Raw genomic sequence first — 16709 nt, 5'->3', positions numbered from 1 at the left:
ATAATCTTACCGGTTAAGTGACTTGATCTGCTTTATAAGCACGTCAGCTTTTCCACTCCTTTTCGCGGCGGTGAATTTTAGAGGCATACATGATGCGAACTCTTCAGGCGGCCTGGTTGCTTACTCTGTCCCTGTTTGTCTGTCCCGCCTCGGCGGCCAACACGATCAGCGATGGCTGGGAATGGCTCAAGCAGGACGTTTCACAAACCTGGCAGGAACCGCAGTATTACGATCTCTATCTGCCTTTCATCAGCTGGCATGCCCGTTTTGCTTACGATAAAGATAAAACCGATAACTACAATGAAACGCCATGGGGGGGCGGGTTGGGCGTCTCGCGCATCAATGAAGACGGTAACTGGAGCGCGCTCTACGCGATGGCGTTTAAAGATTCCCATAACGAATGGCAGCCGATCATTGGTTATGGCTGGGAGAAAGGCTGGTATCTGGATCAATCGCGTGATTTTCGTCTCGGACTTGGGCTAACCGCCGGTATCACCGCGCGCGATGACTTCGCCAATTACGTGCCGCTGCCTATCGTGCTGCCGCTGTTCTCCGCTGGTTATAAACGTTTCAACGTGCAGTTCACCTATATTCCCGGCACTTACAATAACGGTAACGTGCTGTTTGCCTGGGTTCGCTATGCCTTCTGATTCCGCCAACGCGTTGCATAAAGATCGCATCAGCAAAGTGCTCAAGCGCGTAACGTTAGGCTTGCTGGTTTTGCTGGTGATGTTCCTGGTGATCCGTGGTTATCAATCCGAACAGGGACCGCCGCTGCATCGCTGGCATACGTGGTCGGCGGATGAAATGTCGGTGGATGAGATTGATCGCGCCAGCTTCGCGGATTATCTGACGCGTGAAGCAGCGATTTTCCACGACATGAAGCTCAACGTGACCGACCAGCTCAGTGACGATGAGAAAACGGCGCTCAACCGCTTTAATGCGCAAAGCCCGGTTTATCCGGCGCGATTCGACACCGACTGGAATCGCTCTTATATCCTCGAGCCGGAAGGAAAAGCGAAAGGTGCGGTGGTGCTGCTGCATGGATTAACCGATTCGCCGTACAGCATGCGCTATCTGGCGCAGGCGTATCAGCAGAAGGGTTTTGTGGCGGTAGTGCCGCGGCTGCCGGGACACGGCACGGCGCCCGGTTCGCTCACCAAAGTTGACTGGCAAATGTGGATGGCGGCAACCCGCTTAGCGGTGCGCGAAGCGACACGCCTGGCGGGCAGCAACGTACCTTTGCATCTGGTTGGATACTCGAACGGCGGCGCGCTGGCGGTGAAATACAGCCTCGATACGTTGCAAAATAACGCGCTGCGCAAGCCGCAACAGCTGGTATTGCTGTCGCCGATGATTGGCGTCACCGCCTATGCGCGGTTTGCTGGCTTAGCCGGCTGGCCCGCCATCATCCCCGGCTTCGCCAAAGCGGCGTGGCTGAGCATCATCCCCGAATACAATCCTTTCAAGTACAACTCGTTCCCGGTGCGCGCGGCGCGGCAATCGTGGTTGCTGACGCAGGCGATGCAGGATCAGCTGCTGCATGTGATTCGCGGCGGCAGCATGCCGGCGTTTCCTCCGGTGCTGACCTTCCAGTCAGTGCTGGATTCCACCGTCAGCACCCGCGCGGTGGTCAATGCGTTCTATCGCTATCTGCCGGATAACGGCAGTGAACTCGTGATGTTCGACGTCAACCAGGCGGCGAACTTGCGCGCGCTGTTCAGGCCCGCGCTCTACTCAGCGGTCAATAATTTGTTGCCGCCTGCGCCGCGCCGCTATGCCTCAACGGTCATCACCAACGCGTCACCGACCACCTATCAAACCGTGGCGCGCATTACAGCGGCAGATCAAACGCAAGAGATCGTGCGTTCGATGCATGAAGCTTGGCCGCAGGATACCTATTCGTTATCGCACATTGCCGTGCCGTTCCCACTCAGCGACTCGCTGTATGGCCGCGAGCCAACGGAAAAGAATCGTTATGGCATTAGCTTTGGCACCATCTCGCTGCGCGGTGAAACCGCCAGCCTGATTGTTGGGCTGGATACGCTGATGCGCAACACCTCCAATCCGTTTTTCGATTACATGATGTTGCAAATCAAGGGGCGCATTGACTGCAGCAGTCAGAGCAATCTGCCGGCCTGCATCAAAGGGTTATGACTTTTTTCAGCCAGCCGCTGGCGAGGATCACTCTGGAGAGCAGCACCGAAGCGGCAAAGGTCACGGCAATCAGCGTCAGCTTAGTCGCCAGCGAGGTGATGGGAATCAGCGCGGTGAGCAGATGGAAAACCGAGTAGTGAAGAATATAGACGCCGGTCATAGTTTTGCTGATGGTCGCCAGAATGGTCTCTTTAACCGCCACATTGCGGCGAAAGCGCACCTGACTGGCGGCAATCACCAGCACCACCACCAGCAGATAAATCTGCGAGCCAGTGAGAATAAAGGCGTTGCGATCGGCTTTGAATAGCGCAAAGAAGAAGTGCTGCTCATAAAACCAGGTAAACAGGTAGATAAAGGGCAGGGCGATTACCGCGCCGCGCGCCACTTTTTTGCGCTCCATCCAGTCATTAATCAGCGGATCGCACAGCAGTTGGCCGGTTAAATAAAACAGCAGCCAGGTCCAGAGCCGATACTGCGGTTCAAGCCGGAACAGCGGGTCGTCCGGATGCAGCACCGCCAGCAAATCGTAGCCATATGAGAACGCCAGCAACGCAAACACCAGCGCAACGAACGCGCGTCGGTGCTGGCTAAGCCAGATCATCAGCGGGTGAAAGCTGTAGATGATAATGAACGAGAAGATGAACCATGGCTGGATCAGGTAGCCGCGCTGATAGGGTTCCCACAGGTAATAGACCGTCATCCAGAACAGAAACACGATCACCAGATTGCGAATCTTGCCTATCTGCCAGTTAACATCCTGCTCGGAACGGGCATCCATTATCCCGGCGACGACAAAAAACAGCGGCGTGGCGATGGTGGAGATAAAGGTCAGAAACGCCAGAATCCAGTGATAATCGTAATCGTAGCGATCCCAGGTGTTGTACACGGTGAAAAATGTCACCGCCGTCATACATCCCAGCGTTTTAATCACGTTGAGGCCGGTCACATTCATGATGCGCTAGCCACCGTTTGGCGATGGAAGCAGGCGTAAATCACCGGCAGCACCAGCAGCGTCAGCACCGTGGCAAAGCCCAGACCAAACCAAACATAATCACCACCGCCATGCTCTGGAAGAACACATCGCGCAATAGCGGCGCCAGCCCGAGCACGGTGGTGAAGGCGGTCAGCAGAATAGGGCGCAGACGCGAGGTGGCGGCGTAGATGATCGCGTCAGCCTGCGGCTTTACTAGCTTCTGCTGTTCAATCTCTTCGACCAGCACGATGCCATTGCGAATCAACATACCGCTCAGACTCAGCAGGCCGATTAACGCCATAAAGCCAAACGGAATTCCGGTGATCAAAAAGCCCGGCGTCACGCCAATCAGCGCCAGCGGCACCGTCAGCCAAATGGCGACGGCGTTTTTCAGCGAGCTAAACATCAGCACGGTGATCACAAACATCACCAGATAACCCAGCGGCAGCGAGGTAAACACGCCTTGCTGCGCTTCACTGGAGCTCTCCGCATCGCCGCCCCACTCAATGCTGTAGCCGTGCGGCAGCGAGATTTGCTCAATCAGCGGCTTCACGCGCGCCACAATATCGCCGGACGTAGCGTTGCTGAGCGGATTCGGGTCAGCCTGCACTGTGAGTACGCGGCTGCGATCGCGGCGCAGAATCAGCGGATCTTCCCATTGCAGCGTAAAACCGCTCACCACGTTGCTGAGCGGGATGTACTGCTGCTGGCTTTGGCTCCACACCAGCACGTTATTGAGATGATTGGCGTCCTGCCGTTCGCTGGCCGGTGGCCGCACGATAACCGGCAGCAGGTCAGCGCCTTCACGATACAGCCCAACGCGGCTGCCGGTGAAATTCATCTCCAGCGCGTTATCCACCTCCTGCTTATCGACGCCAAGCTCGCGACCCAGCGCCAGATTAAACTGCGGGCGAATAACTTTGCTGCGGTTTTGCCAGTCGTTGCGCACGCTGTCGGTGGCGGGATCGGCGGTGAGGATGTCGCCGACCTGGCTGGCGATCAGGCGCATTCTGTCGGGATCGGGACCTTTGATACGCACCTCAATTGCGCTACCGCCCGAAGGACCAAACATCACCCGTTTGGTGCTGGCATTGACCTGCGGATACTGGCGCGCGATGTAGGCATCAATACGGTGTGACAACGCGGCGATATTACGCTGATCGTCCATGCGCACCATGATTTGCGCATAATTGCTGTACTGACGCTGCCCGTTGTAAGTGAGGATAAAGCGCATGCTGCCCTGGCCAATGGTGGTGACGGTAGACACCACGCCTTGCTGCCCGGTAATCGATTTTTCAACGTCGCTGGCCATCTGCTCGGTGGCGTTGATATCGGTGCCGTACGGCAGCCAGAGATCGACAAAGAAGATCGGCGTATTGGCTGAAGGGAAGAAGTTTTGTCGTACCGATCCAAAGCCCCAAATCGCCAGCGCCAGCAGCACCGCCATCAGCGAAAGCGTGAGGGTTTTTTGCCTGAGCAACACCAGCAACATGCGCTGATAAAAGCGATAAAAACCGCCGTCATAAGGTGAAACTTCAGCCGCAGCTTTAGTAGGTTCCTGTGTTTTAAACAGCCACCATTTGATCAGCACCGGCGTGATGGTGAGCGCCGAGAACCAGCTCAGCAGCAGGGAAATCAGCAATACCTGGAACAGCGATTTGCAGTACTCGCCGGTGGAATCCTGCGAAAGACCAATCGGCGCAAACGCCAGAATGGCGATTATCGTCGCGCCCAGCAGCGGGAAGGCGGTGCGGCGAATCACAAAGTTGATGGTGGTCATCAGCGGCGAGTTTTGCTGACGCGCGATCAGCACGCCTTCGACAATCACAATCGCATTATCCACCAGCATGCTCAGCGCGATAATCAGCGCGCCCAGCGAGATGCGCTGCAACTCAATGCCGCACAGATACATGATCAGCAGCGTACCCAGCACATTGAGCGCCAGCGACAACGCGATGATAATGCCGCTGCGCACACCCATAAAGATCAGCAGCACGCCGACGACAATCGCCAGCGCCATCAGGAAGTTGGTAATAAAGCCATTCACCGAGTGCGCCACTTCGGCGGCCTGATCGTAAAACACGTTGATCTGAATGCCCGCCGGTTTTTCTGCCGACATCTGCTGCAGTTTGGCCTCCAGCGCGCGCCCGACATCAATGACATTCACACCGGGAATAAACGAAATTCCCATGGTGACCGCCGGACGTCCGCTGGCGTGGTAAATGCTGGAGGGCGATTCACTCAGCCCGCGCGACAGCGAGGCGATATCGCGCAATCGGGTGGTGGCGTGATCGCCAGGCGGGCTGACCAGCAAGTCGCCCAACTCTTCGATGTTCTGAAACTCGCCGGTTGGATGCAGACGGATCGATTCCGTGCCGGCTTTGATGTCGCCCGCATTGGAGACCACGTTGAGTCGACTTAGCACGCTGGCGAGCTGCGGCAGCGTAATGCCGCGCGCGGCCATCATCGTTAAGGAGACATCGATATTAATTTGCTGTGGGATCACGCCGCCCAGCGCCACCTTGCCAACGCCCGGCACCAGCACCAGCTCACGCCGTAGCTGCTCCGCGTACTGCACCAGCTCCGGGTTGCTGAAGTTGTTGCCAGAAATAGCGAAGAAGAAACCAAACACATCGCCAAAATCATCGTTAACGAACGGCGCGGCCACGCCAGGAGGAAAGAAACGCGCCGCATCGCCGACTCTGCGCCGCAGTTCGTCCCAGATTTGCGGCAACGCGTTGGAGTGATAACGCGAGTCAATGTTGACGGTAATCTGCGACAGGCCGTTGGAAGAGATGGAGCTGACATTGTCCAGATAGGGCAACTGCTGCAGCGCATTCTCCAGTGGCAAGGTGACTTCCTCTTCCACCTGCTGGGCAGACGCGCCGGGATAGTGGGTGACAACCACCGCGGTCTTAATGGTAAAAGCCGGATCTTCGAGACGGCCAATATTGAGCAGAGCAAAAATGCCGCCGACGCCCAGTAACAGAATCGCCAGCCAGACGCGGACCGGATTGTCGATAAACTGCCGGGAAGTATCCATTACAGCCCTCGCTCACGCGTCCAGATGCGTACCGGTTGCTGATCATGCAGCTCGTTGACGCCAGCGGCGACCACGCGTTCACCGGCGTGCAGCCCGGCGGTGATCACCACGCCGCGATCGGTCACTTCACCCACGCTGACTTTGCGATCTTCTAACGTCAGCTGATCGCCGCTGCCTTGCACCACCCAAACATGCGGCTCGTTGCGCTGGCTGTTATCGGGATTGAATACCGCCTCCACCGGCACCACTAACGATTCGCGATTCACATTGGCGGGCAGATTGGCGAGGTTAATCGTCACCGTGCCACTGACGCCGCCCACCGCCGGGAAATCGGCCGGGCGCGGCATAGTTAAAATAATCTGCCACGTCAGCGAGTTGCTGTTACTGCTGCCGGTGTGCTCTTTGTACTCGGCCTGGAATTCGCGATCCGGCAATGAGTTGATGCGCACCACCGGGCGATAGGTCAGGTTGCGTATATCCAGCGCGGTAAACAGGTTTTCCGGCACGCTGAACACCACGTCGAGCAGATCGTTGCGGGTCAAGGTAGCGATGGTTTGTCCGGCGGCGACCACCTGATGATTGCGCACGTTAACCACGGCGGCCACGCCGCTGAACGGCGCGGTTAGCGTCATCTGGCTCAACTCTTCACGGGCAATTTGCAGCGCGGCATTGGCCGCATCGCGGTTGGCGCGCTGCACATCCATGTCTGCCTGCGAAATCGCCTGGCGGCCGGAGAGCGTCTGGAAGCGGGCAAATTGCCTCTGGGCAAGCGTGGCGGCGGTCTGGCGCTCATTAACGCGCTGCTGCGCTTCCCGCGCCGTAAGCCTGGCGATGAGCTGGCCCTGCTCGATGCGGTTGCCCTGGCGAATATCCAGCGATTCAATCTGTCCTGCACGTTTGAACGACAAATCGGTGGAGTCGCCGGATTCAATGCGCGCCGGGAAGATACGTTGTTGAGATTCGCCGGATGCCACAACTTCAACGACTTTCACCATGCGTGGCGGTGGCGTGACTTCCTGTGTTTTTTGATCGCAACCCGTTGTTAAAAATATAACAATGGCAGCCAGCGTAATATAACGAGTCACTGTTTTATCCTCAGCAACAACGAATCCATTGTTGGCAATAATGTGAGTGGATAATTTAATTACCAAGCATAGAGACAACCGCGTAGGTGAATAGTCCTACGGCGGAGCAGGTAACGATCGCAATGACAACATAAAGACTCAGACGGAGCAGGCTATAACCATACATCGTTGCCTCCATTAACCATGACCACAGAAAAACTGCGCCATCGTCTTGAAAGGTGAGAAGTATTAACAGGATGTTTTTATTATCGATGAGCATAGAGGCAGATGTCAAAAAAAGTAAAGCCTAATAGCTTGTAATATTTTTGATGAAATTAACCAGATTTAAATCTAATAAAACTGATTTTCATGGATATTTAATCCGCAATATCGATATAAAATATCAGATTAAAGTAACCTGAATATTGGCTTTAAATTACCCAGCCTTATGAATTATCACACTATATTTTTATTATTATCCGCGTTCGGATAAGTCTGGTGAGATAAATGGTTTTCGCCTCGCGACTTTTATTGAGAAATGAATGCGTTGAATATCCCTGTGCTACGTTTATAGCGTTCATTTTACAAAATGCTTTCAATTTCGTATAGAAAATAGGGCTGCTCCATTACCGCTGAGCAGCCATTAACGACATATTTTTCAATCTGAAACGGACCGCTTCTTCCACCGGATAAGTCAGGTCTGATCTTTTCGTTCAATGGCGACTTGTTAAATACGGGATATCACCGCCTTGATTTCCGAAACAGGATTTGAGGAGAAAGCGATGAATACTGCGAAACCGGAAAGTACCTATTATCAACTTTCTGTCGATGAAACGCTGGCCAGTACGCAAAGTTCCACCGAGGGAATCAGTAGTGCTGAAGCGGCGGCGCGCCTAACACAGTACGGGGAAAATGCCCTGCCACAGAAACCCGGCAAGCCGGTTTGGCTGCGTTTTCTCGCTCACTTCAACGATGTGCTGATCTACGTTTTGCTTGCCGCTGCGCTGCTAACTGCCGTCATGGGACACTGGGTTGATACGCTGGTGATTCTCGGCGTGGCGGTGGTGAATGCCCTGATTGGCCACATTCAGGAGAGCAATGCGGAAAAATCCCTGCAAAGTATCCGCAATATGCTCTCCAGCGAAACGGTGGTGATCCGTGCGGGTAATCACGAGACGCTGCCCACCACCGCGTTGGTGCCAGGTGATGTGGTGGTGATCCGCGCTGGCGACCGCATCCCGGCGGATCTGCGCGTTATTGAGGCGCACAACCTGCGCGTTGAAGAAGCGATTCTGACGGGCGAATCCACCGTGGTTGAGAAGGGCACGGACGCGCTCATCGGCGAGCTGCCGCTGGGCGATCGTACCAATCTGCTGTTCTCCGGCACCACCGTCAGTTCGGGCGGCGGCAAAGGGCTGGTGGTCGCTACCGGTGGCGCCACGGAACTTGGGCACATCAACCAGATGATGTCCGATATCGAAAAGCACCGCACGCCGCTGCTGGTGCAGATGGATAAACTTGGTAAAGCCATTTTCCTGATCATCCTGGCGATGATGGCCGCGCTGTTTGTCTTTAGTTTGCTGTTCCGCGATATGCCGGTTTCAGAGCTGATGCTGTCCCTGATTAGCCTTGCGGTGGCATCGGTTCCCGAAGGATTACCGGCGATTATCTCGATCATTCTGTCGCTTGGCGTACAAACCATGGCGAAGCAGCAGGCGATCATCCGCAAGCTGCCTACCGTGGAAACGCTGGGCGCGATGACGGTGATTTGCTCAGATAAAACCGGCACGCTGACCATGAATGAAATGACGGTGAAAGCGATTATCACCGCCGATCAGATTTACCGCGTTGATGGCGTGAGCTATGAACCGGTGGGCGCCATCCATAAAGCCGATGACGCTGTGCCGGTAAAAGTGGCGCAAGGCTCGATCCTCGAGCGCTATCTGCGCACCATCGATCTGTGTAACGACAGCCAGCTGATTAAAGACGAAAACGGACTGTGGAAAATCACCGGCGGCCCGACGGAAGGCGCGCTTAAAGTGCTGGCCGCCAAAGGACATCTGCCTTCAGTCACCACCGAACTGCGCAATAAAATCCCCTTTGATTCGCAATACAAATACATGTCGACGCACTATCTGATTGGCGATGAAGAGTGCGTGCTGTTGACCGGCGCGCCGGACGTACTGTTCAGACATTGTCAGCAGCAGCAAACAGAGGCCGGATTGCAGCCGATCGATCTGCCGTGGTGGGAAGCCAAAATTGAGGAGTATGCGCGCGAAGGATTACGCATGGTGGCGGCGGCCTGGAAACCGGCCACGCCAGGACAAACTGAGCTGACGCATCAGGATTTGCATCAGGGCATGATTTTGCTCGGCATCGCCGGGATGATGGATCCACCGCGACCGGAAGCCATCACCGCGATTGGCGACTGCCTGCAAGCCGGCATTCGCGTGAAAATGATCACCGGCGACCATCCGCAAACTGCGATGAGTATTGGGCAGATGCTGGGAATCGGTAACGCCAGCACCGCCATCACCGGACGCGAACTGGAAGTGATGGATGACCAGCAATTGAGTGAGGCGGCGCAGGCGTACGACATCTTTGCCCGTACCAGCCCGGAAGATAAATTCCGTCTGGTGCAGGCGCTGCAAAGCAAAAAAGAGGTGGTCGGGATGACCGGCGATGGCGTTAACGATGCGCCCGCGCTGAAGCAGGCGGATGTCGGTATCGCCATGGGGATTAAAGGCACCGAAGTGACTAAAGAAGCCGCCGATATGGTGCTGACGGACGATAACTTCGCCACCATCGCCAGCGCGGTGCGGGAAGGGCGCCGTGTCTATGACAACCTCAAAAAGACCATTTTGTTCATCATGCCGACCAACCTCGCGCAGGGCTTGCTGATCATCATTGCCTTGCTGGCCGGTAACCTCATTCCGCTGACGCCGGTGTTGATTCTGTGGATGAACATGGCGACTTCCGCCACGCTCTCCTTCGGCCTGGCGTTTGAAGCGGGTGAGCAGAATATCATGCGTCGTCCGCCGCGCGATCCCAAACTGCATGTGATGGATGGTTTCGCCATCTGGCGCGTGATTTTTGTCGGTTCGATGATCGCCATCAGCGCTTTTGTACTGGAAGCCTGGCTGCAACCGCGCGGCTATTCACCGGAGTTTATTCGTACCGTGTTATTACAAACGCTGGTAACGGCGCAGTGGTTTTATATGCTGAACTGTCGTGTTTCCGACGGCTTCTCATTGAGCAAAGGTTTGCTGATGAATAAAGGCATCTGGATCGTCAGCGGCGTGCTGTTAGTTCTGCAATTGCTGATTATCTACGCGCCCTTTATGCAGCTGCTGTTTGGTACCACCGCGCTACCGTTACGTTACTGGATTATTACCTTGATCATTGGCTTCGTGATGTTTTTAATTGTCGAAATCGAAAAGCCATTAACGCGGAGATTCAGAATCAATTAATAGCGCGTGACATTCAGGCCGTTTCTCTTACGGCCTGAATGTTTTTCGTCACTTGACCTCAAACAAGGCCCAGCGCACAGGTTTTTCTCTATAATACATTTTGTATAGGATGAAGGATCTTAATAATGGGACTGAACGAGTTTCCTTTATGGTCAAGGCTTTTGCGCGTACTGATAATTCTCGCCACGTTGACCATAATTCTCACCGGTATCTATCTGGCATCGGCATTAATTAATCAGGTGATGCTGTCATTGTTTCTGGCGATTATGCTCGATCCGTTAATCAGTCGGCTCGAAAGAAAACGCGTGCCGCGTCTGCTCTCATCGCTGCTGGTGATTGTGCTGCTGTTATTGGTGATTGTGTTCACCATCATCAAACTCACCGTATTAACCCCCGATTTAATCCAGCTGAGCCGTCAGGCACCGCAGTTACTGGCCGAACGCTTCGAGCCGGTGACGCAGACATTTAGTCATTTGGGCCTGGTTTTAACGCCCAACGACATGCTGGCGTTTGTTGATGCGGGTGCGGTGGTGCGCTTTGTCACGGGTTTTCTCACGCAAATACCCAGCATTCTTTCCTGGTGGCTGATGGTATTTCTGATGCTGTTTTTCATGCTGTATGAAATGAGAAATTTAAAAATCCTGCTACGTAAACAGGCCGAAGGGAAATATCAGCGCTATTACGTGGCGCTTGAAGAGGGCGTGCAAAGCGTTATCGTTTATGCTCAGGTTAAAACCCTGACCAGTATTGTCGGCGGCATTATTGTCTGGGCGGGCGCACATCTTCTTGGCTTGAAGTTCGCCTTTTTCTGGGGTGTGTTGATGTTTGTCTTCAACTATATTCCGGTGCTGGGTTCATTTATGGCGGCCATCCCGCCAGTGCTGCAAAGTTATATGCTGTACGATATCCAAACCGCATTGGTGGTCGCGCTGTTCTTTGTGGCGTTAAATTTAATCCTGAGTTCAGTCATTGAGCCGTTATTATTGGGTAAGCGGTTGAATATGGCGCTCACCACACAGCTGCTGGCGTTTCTTATCTGGCAATCCTTGTTGGGCATCATCGGCGCGATTCTGGCAATTCCGCTGACGTTTATGTTGAAAAAAATATTATTAGCGAGCGCGGGTAACGAAAAGCAGGGAGAGCATTTTCCAAAAAGGTCGCCATAAATGCCGTTATGCTTGTTTTTTTTCAATGGCGAATACGCTGGCCGGGGCCGCCTTTGGTCCGGCGGTCCTCGCGCCGCTTACGCGGTACCTTCATTTCGCTCGTCAGCCTGACGGACCGGCGGAGACGGGACTTCCTTGTCCCGGCTCCGCCTTTCGCCCGCGTCCTGCGGGCTCTCCTGGCTTCCTCGCTACATTCAGCGCTGCGGATTGCCGGCCCAAAAGCGGCCCCGGCCTGCTTCTTAGCTTCCAAGCGTGGTTTTGAAAACGGCTCAATTTCAAGATGCGTCAGAGCCCACACGGATAATACGGACTCAAGGCAAAATTTCACGCTCAAGACTTACTACCCCGATAAAAGGTTTGATACAGCACCGGCAACACCAGCAGCGTTAGCACCGTGGCGAATCCCAAACCGAAAATGATCACCACCGCCATGCTTTGGAAAAACACATCGCGCAGCAGCGGTAGCAGGCCGAGCACGGTGGTAAAGGCGGTGAGCAGAATCGGGCGCAGACGCGACGTTGCGGCATCGAGAATCGCTTGCTGTAACGGCTGATGCCGCGCCAGCCGGTGCGTTTCCTCAACCAGCACGATACCGTTACGAATTAACATGCCTGACAAACTCAGCAAACCAATCAACGCCATAAAGCCAAACGGAATGCCGGTGAGCAGGAAGCCGCAGGTGACGCCAATCAGCGCCAGCGGCACGGTAATCCAGATCGCCAGCGCATCGCGCAACGAATTAAACATCAGCACGGTAATCACAAACATCGCGAGGAAACCTAACGGCAGCGAGCCAAGCAGGCCGCTTTGGGCATCGCGCGAACTCTCCAACTCGCCACCCCATTCCAGATGATAGCCGGCGGGCAACTTCAGCTGATCGATGGCCGGCTGCACGCGCGCCACAATCTCTGCGGCGGTGCGGCCGCTGGCGGGATCGGGATCGGTCTGCACCGTCAAGACGCGCATGCGGTCGCGGCGCATTATCAGCGGATCTTCCCATTCCAGCTGGAAATCGCTCACCAGATTGGCCAGCGGCACATAACGCTGCTGCGCCTGACTCCACACCTGAATATTGCCAAGATGGTCGATATTCTGCCGCTCCAGCTCGGAAGTCTGCAGCATGATCGGCATCAGCCGCGAGCCTTCGCGCAGCAAACCGACGCTATCACCGCTGAAGTTGATACGCAGCGCGCGGTCGATATCGCGCTTGTCCACGCCCAGCTCCTGACCGCGCAGCGGTGAATACTGCGGACGAATCACTTTACTGCGCGCCTGCCAGTCATGACGCGGCGGAAACGCGCTGCCTTCGGCGAGGAAAATGTCGTCAATCTGGCTGGCAATCTGCCGCAGCGTAATGGGATCGGGGCCGGTAATCCGCAGCGCAATGGCGCTGTCGCTGGCACTGCCGAAATTGATGCGTTTGATGCGCTCTGTCACTTGTGGGAAGTGCTCGCCGATGTGCTGCTCGGTGTGCTGCGCCAGCATTTCTAGCTGCCTGGCGTCCTGCACGCGCACCATGATCTGCGCATAATTGCTGTACTGACGCGTTGCATCGTAAGTCAGCGTAAAGCGCATCGCGCCCTGACCAATGGTTGTCACGGTACTGCTGACGCCCGGCTGCTGGTTGATCCAGCCTTCAATCTCGCGCGCGGTTTGTGCGGTGTAATGGATGTCGGTGCCATACGGCAGCCACAGATCGGTGAAGAAAATCGGCGTATTGGAGGCGGGGAAGAAGTTCTGCTTCACGTAGCCGAAGCCATAGATCGAGGCGGCCAGGCACGCGGCCATCAGCACTAAAGTAGTGATGCGGAAGCGCAGCAGCATGGTGAGCACGCGGCGATACAGGCGAAACACCACGCCCTGATACGGCTGCGCGCGCTCTTTGCTGATTGCCTGGCGACCATCCATCCACTGCACGAACACCGGCGTCAGCGTCAGCGCGGTGATCCAGCTGAGCAGCAGAGAAATCAGCAGCACCTGGAACAGCGATTTACAGTATTCGCCGGTGGAATCCTGCGATAAACCAATTGGCGCGAAGGCGATGATGGCGATCACCGTGGCGCCGAGCAGCGGCAGCGCGCTGCGTTTCACCATCTGCATCATCGCCTGTTGCAACGGCTTGCCGCGCTGGCGATCGACCTTGATGCCTTCAACCACCACGATGGCGTTATCCACCAGCATGCTGAGGGAGATAATCAGCGCACCCAGCGACACGCGCTGCAGCTCAAGCTTGAACAGATACATGATCAGCAGCGTGCCCAGCACATTGAGCGCCAGCGAGGCGGCGATCACCATACCGCTGCGGACGCCCATAAACAGCAGCAGCGTGCCCACCACAATCGCCAGCGCCATCAGAAAGTTATTGATGAAACCATCCACCGACTGCTTCACTTCCTGCGCCTGGTTATAAAACACGTTCAGATCGATGCCGAGCGGTTTGGCCTGCTGATGCTGCTGAATTTTGGCGCTTAACGCATCGCCGACATCAATCACGTTGACGCCAGGCGCAAAGGAGACGCCCATCGCCAGCGCGGCGTTGCCGTTGGCGTGATAGAGATTGCCCGGCCGTTCGGTAACGCCATAGCTGAGCGTGGCGATATCGCGCAGCAACACTTGCTGGCTGCTGCCGGGCGCAGAGATTGGCAGCGCACCGATCTCATCCAGTGAGTGAAACTCGCCAGTCGGATGGAAACGAATCGCTTCATTGCCGAGGCGAATCTGGCCCGCATCGGAGACGGCATTGACGCTGTTGAGCAAAGCGGCCACGCGCTGTGGCGTCACGCCCAGCGCCACCATCTTCTGGCTGGAGAGCGTGATATTCACCTGCTCCTGCTCAATACCGGCAATCGCCACTTTCGCCACGCCCGGCACCAAATTCAGCTCACGCCGCAATTGATCGGCGTAGGTGCGCAGCTCGCTGTTGGTGAAGTTCTCGCCGGAAAGGGTAAAGAAGTAGCCGTAGACATCACCAAAGTCGTCATTCACTAGCGGCGCGCTGACGCCGGGTGGAAACTGGCGCGTGGCATCGTCAACGCGGCGACGCAATTCATCCCACACCTGTGGCAAGTCGTCGGCGCGATAGTGGCTATGAATCGTAACGGTGATCTGCGACAAACCGTTGCTGGAGATCGAACTGACGTTGTCGAGCGATGGCAAGCGCTGCAAGGCGTTCTCCAGCGGCAGCGTGACTTCCTCTTCCACCTGCTGGGCCGACGCGCCAGGATAGTGCGTCACAATCACCGCCGATTTAATGGTGAAAAGCGGATCTTCCAGACGACCGATATTGAGCAGCGCAAAAATGCCGCCCACGCCCAGCAGCAGGATCACCAGCCAGCTGCGAATCGGGTAGTTGAGAAACGGTTCCAGCAGGCGCATCACAGACCTCGCTCGCGTGTCCACAGGCGCACCGCCTGACCATCACGCAGATCGCTGACGCCCGCGACCACAATGCGATCGCCCACTTGAAGGCCGGAGAGAATTTCGATGCCCTGCGCATTGAGTTTTCCCACCACCACCGGCTGCTGCTGAACGTTAAGCACATCACCTTCACCGCTGATCAGCCACACGTAAGGCTGATTCGGCAGGCTGTGATCCGGGTTAAACACCGCGTTGGCCGGCACGCGCAGTAGCGGCGTGCCGTCGGAAGTGGGCAGGTTATGCATCTGCACTTTCACCGTGCCGCTCAGTCCGCTGACCTGCGGTAAATCCGTCGGACGCGGCATCGTCAGCACTACTTGCCAGGTTAGCGTGGCAGCATCAGCTGCTGCGCGATGCTCTTTATATGCCGCGCGGAACGTGCGGCCCGGCAGCGCATTAAGACTGATCTCTGGCTGATAACTCACGTTTTGCACGTCAAGGCTGGTGAACAGGTTTTCCGGCACGCTGAAAATCACATCCAGTACATCGTTGCGGCTGATCACCGCCACCGTTTGTCCGGCGGTAACCACCTGATGATTTTGTGAGGCCACGCTGGTGACGATGCCGTCAAACGGTGCGCGCAAGGTGTGATAATCCAGCTCCTCTTTGGCGATGTTGAGCGCCACGGCGGCGGAGTCGCGGTTCGCCTTTTGCACATCCATGTCTGCCTGCGAAACCGCACTGCGCGTGGCCAGCGCACTGAAGCGCTGATACTGACGATCCGCCAGCTGGAATCTGTTCTGCTGATCGTTGACGCGCAGCTGCGCATCGGTATCGATCAGCCGGCCAATCACCTCGCCAGCCTTAACATGGCTGCCTTCACGCACCTGCAACTGCGCCAGCCGCCCGGTACGCTTAAACGCCAATTCGGTGTAATCGCCCGCCGAAATACGCGCTGGAAATACCCTGACTTTCTCTGTGGTATTTTCCGTCAGCGTTAGCGCTTTAATTACGCGCGGTGCGCTGAGTTCATCACCGCTTTTATTGTCACAACCGATCAAAACCAAAAAAATTACAAGTGCGCCCAGCACTGGCCAATTATTCATGCCCCTGCCTCAATAAGAAAGAAAGGGCGGGAATATGCCATTGCCTGAAAGAGGGAATAATGACCCTCCGCAAAGTAAGGGTCATTAGGTGGAAACAATTATGTGCGTTTAAGGTTGGTTTAATTTAGCGATGTCTGGCGAAATCAATTATGCCACCATGCGCGAAACTACATGATAAGAGAGTAAGCCGATGGCGGTAGCTGATGATACCGCAATGATAATAAAGGAAATGATCATCGGTATTGTCAGGTTGTGTAATTTATTCATAATAATTCCCCCTATGATTAATACATTTCTCGATGAAACTAAAATTAATATGCGTCATGCATCTTTCTATTTGCGTTTAAATAATAACATTGCGCAATCAGTGCTA

Annotated in this window: 8 protein-coding genes and 1 pseudogene; 4 read left to right on the top strand and 5 right to left on the bottom strand. The window is 55.3% G+C overall.

What is annotated here, in order from left to right:
- The first annotated feature begins 92 nt into the window (after positions 1-92).
- Both pagP and ACYAC5_RS23185 read left to right on the top strand, forming a co-directional pair.
- Complete coding sequence (pagP, locus tag ACYAC5_RS23190) at positions 93-650, top strand: lipid IV(A) palmitoyltransferase PagP (protein ID WP_370579606.1); 558 nt, start codon at positions 93-95, stop codon at positions 648-650.
- Positions 640-2157: an alpha/beta hydrolase gene (locus ACYAC5_RS23185; protein ID WP_462063181.1), complete on the top strand. Its 1518-nt coding sequence runs from the start codon at positions 640-642 to the stop codon at positions 2155-2157. The genes pagP and ACYAC5_RS23185 overlap by 11 nt, the downstream gene beginning before the upstream one ends.
- Here the strand turns inward: ACYAC5_RS23185 and ACYAC5_RS23180 are convergent.
- From ACYAC5_RS23180 to ACYAC5_RS23170, 3 genes and pseudogenes are all read right to left on the bottom strand, one after another.
- Positions 2144-3109: an acyltransferase gene (locus ACYAC5_RS23180; protein WP_110867118.1), complete on the bottom strand. Its 966-nt coding sequence runs from the start codon at positions 3107-3109 to the stop codon at positions 2144-2146. The two genes, ACYAC5_RS23185 and ACYAC5_RS23180, sit on opposite strands and share 14 nt — an antisense overlap.
- A pseudogene (locus tag ACYAC5_RS23175) lies at positions 3106-6173 on the bottom strand (efflux RND transporter permease subunit). The gene ACYAC5_RS23180 and the pseudogene ACYAC5_RS23175 overlap by 4 nt, the downstream one beginning before the upstream one ends.
- Entirely contained in the window at positions 6173-7168 is a 996-nt protein-coding gene (locus tag ACYAC5_RS23170) for an efflux RND transporter periplasmic adaptor subunit (protein ID WP_462063421.1), read from the bottom strand. Before ACYAC5_RS23170 ends, ACYAC5_RS23175 begins: the two are co-directional and overlap by 1 nt.
- 851 nt (positions 7169-8019) lie before the next feature.
- On the opposite strand from ACYAC5_RS23170, the gene ACYAC5_RS23165 reads away from it, so the two are divergent.
- Together ACYAC5_RS23165 and ACYAC5_RS23160 are read left to right on the top strand one after the other, a co-directional pair.
- Positions 8020-10707 carry a cation-transporting P-type ATPase gene (locus tag ACYAC5_RS23165; RefSeq protein WP_110867122.1) on the top strand — a complete coding sequence of 896 codons (2688 nt, stop codon included), beginning with the start codon at positions 8020-8022 and terminating at the stop codon, positions 10705-10707.
- A 125-nt stretch (positions 10708-10832) separates the two neighbouring features.
- Complete coding sequence (locus tag ACYAC5_RS23160; protein ID WP_312463194.1) at positions 10833-11873, top strand: AI-2E family transporter; 1041 nt, start codon at positions 10833-10835, stop codon at positions 11871-11873.
- A 330-nt stretch (positions 11874-12203) separates the two neighbouring features.
- On the opposite strand, the gene ACYAC5_RS23155 is transcribed toward ACYAC5_RS23160, so the two are convergent.
- Both ACYAC5_RS23155 and ACYAC5_RS23150 read right to left on the bottom strand, forming a co-directional pair.
- Positions 12204-15248 (bottom strand): efflux RND transporter permease subunit, encoded by a 3045-nt coding sequence (locus ACYAC5_RS23155; protein ID WP_462063180.1) that lies wholly within the window; start codon positions 15246-15248, stop codon positions 12204-12206.
- Positions 15248-16336 carry an efflux RND transporter periplasmic adaptor subunit gene (locus tag ACYAC5_RS23150; RefSeq protein ID WP_462063178.1) on the bottom strand — a complete coding sequence of 363 codons (1089 nt, stop codon included), beginning with the start codon at positions 16334-16336 and terminating at the stop codon, positions 15248-15250. Before ACYAC5_RS23150 ends, ACYAC5_RS23155 begins: the two co-directional genes overlap by 1 nt.
- Between the last annotated feature and the right edge of the window lie 373 nt (positions 16337-16709).

Source organism: Pantoea sp. y20 (assembly GCF_054903455.1).
The sequence above is the reverse complement of the archived record's forward strand: the minus strand, read 5'-3'. Positions and strand labels throughout refer to the sequence as shown.

What these genes read in the sequence shown, in the direction of transcription:
- pagP (WP_370579606.1), top strand. Translation starts at nt 93, where the DNA reads ATGCGAACTCTTCAGGCGGCCTGGTTGCTTACTCTGTCCCTGTTTGTC.
- ACYAC5_RS23185 (WP_462063181.1), top strand. Translation starts at nt 640, where the DNA reads ATGCCTTCTGATTCCGCCAACGCGTTGCATAAAGATCGCATCAGCAAA.
- ACYAC5_RS23180 (WP_110867118.1), bottom strand. Translation starts at nt 3,109, where the DNA reads ATGAATGTGACCGGCCTCAACGTGATTAAAACGCTGGGATGTATGACG.
- ACYAC5_RS23170 (WP_462063421.1), bottom strand. Translation starts at nt 7,168, where the DNA reads ATGGTGAAAGTCGTTGAAGTTGTGGCATCCGGCGAATCTCAACAACGT.
- ACYAC5_RS23165 (WP_110867122.1), top strand. Translation starts at nt 8,020, where the DNA reads ATGAATACTGCGAAACCGGAAAGTACCTATTATCAACTTTCTGTCGAT.
- ACYAC5_RS23160 (WP_312463194.1), top strand. Translation starts at nt 10,833, where the DNA reads ATGGGACTGAACGAGTTTCCTTTATGGTCAAGGCTTTTGCGCGTACTG.
- ACYAC5_RS23155 (WP_462063180.1), bottom strand. Translation starts at nt 15,248, where the DNA reads ATGCGCCTGCTGGAACCGTTTCTCAACTACCCGATTCGCAGCTGGCTG.
- ACYAC5_RS23150 (WP_462063178.1), bottom strand. Translation starts at nt 16,336, where the DNA reads ATGAATAATTGGCCAGTGCTGGGCGCACTTGTAATTTTTTTGGTTTTG.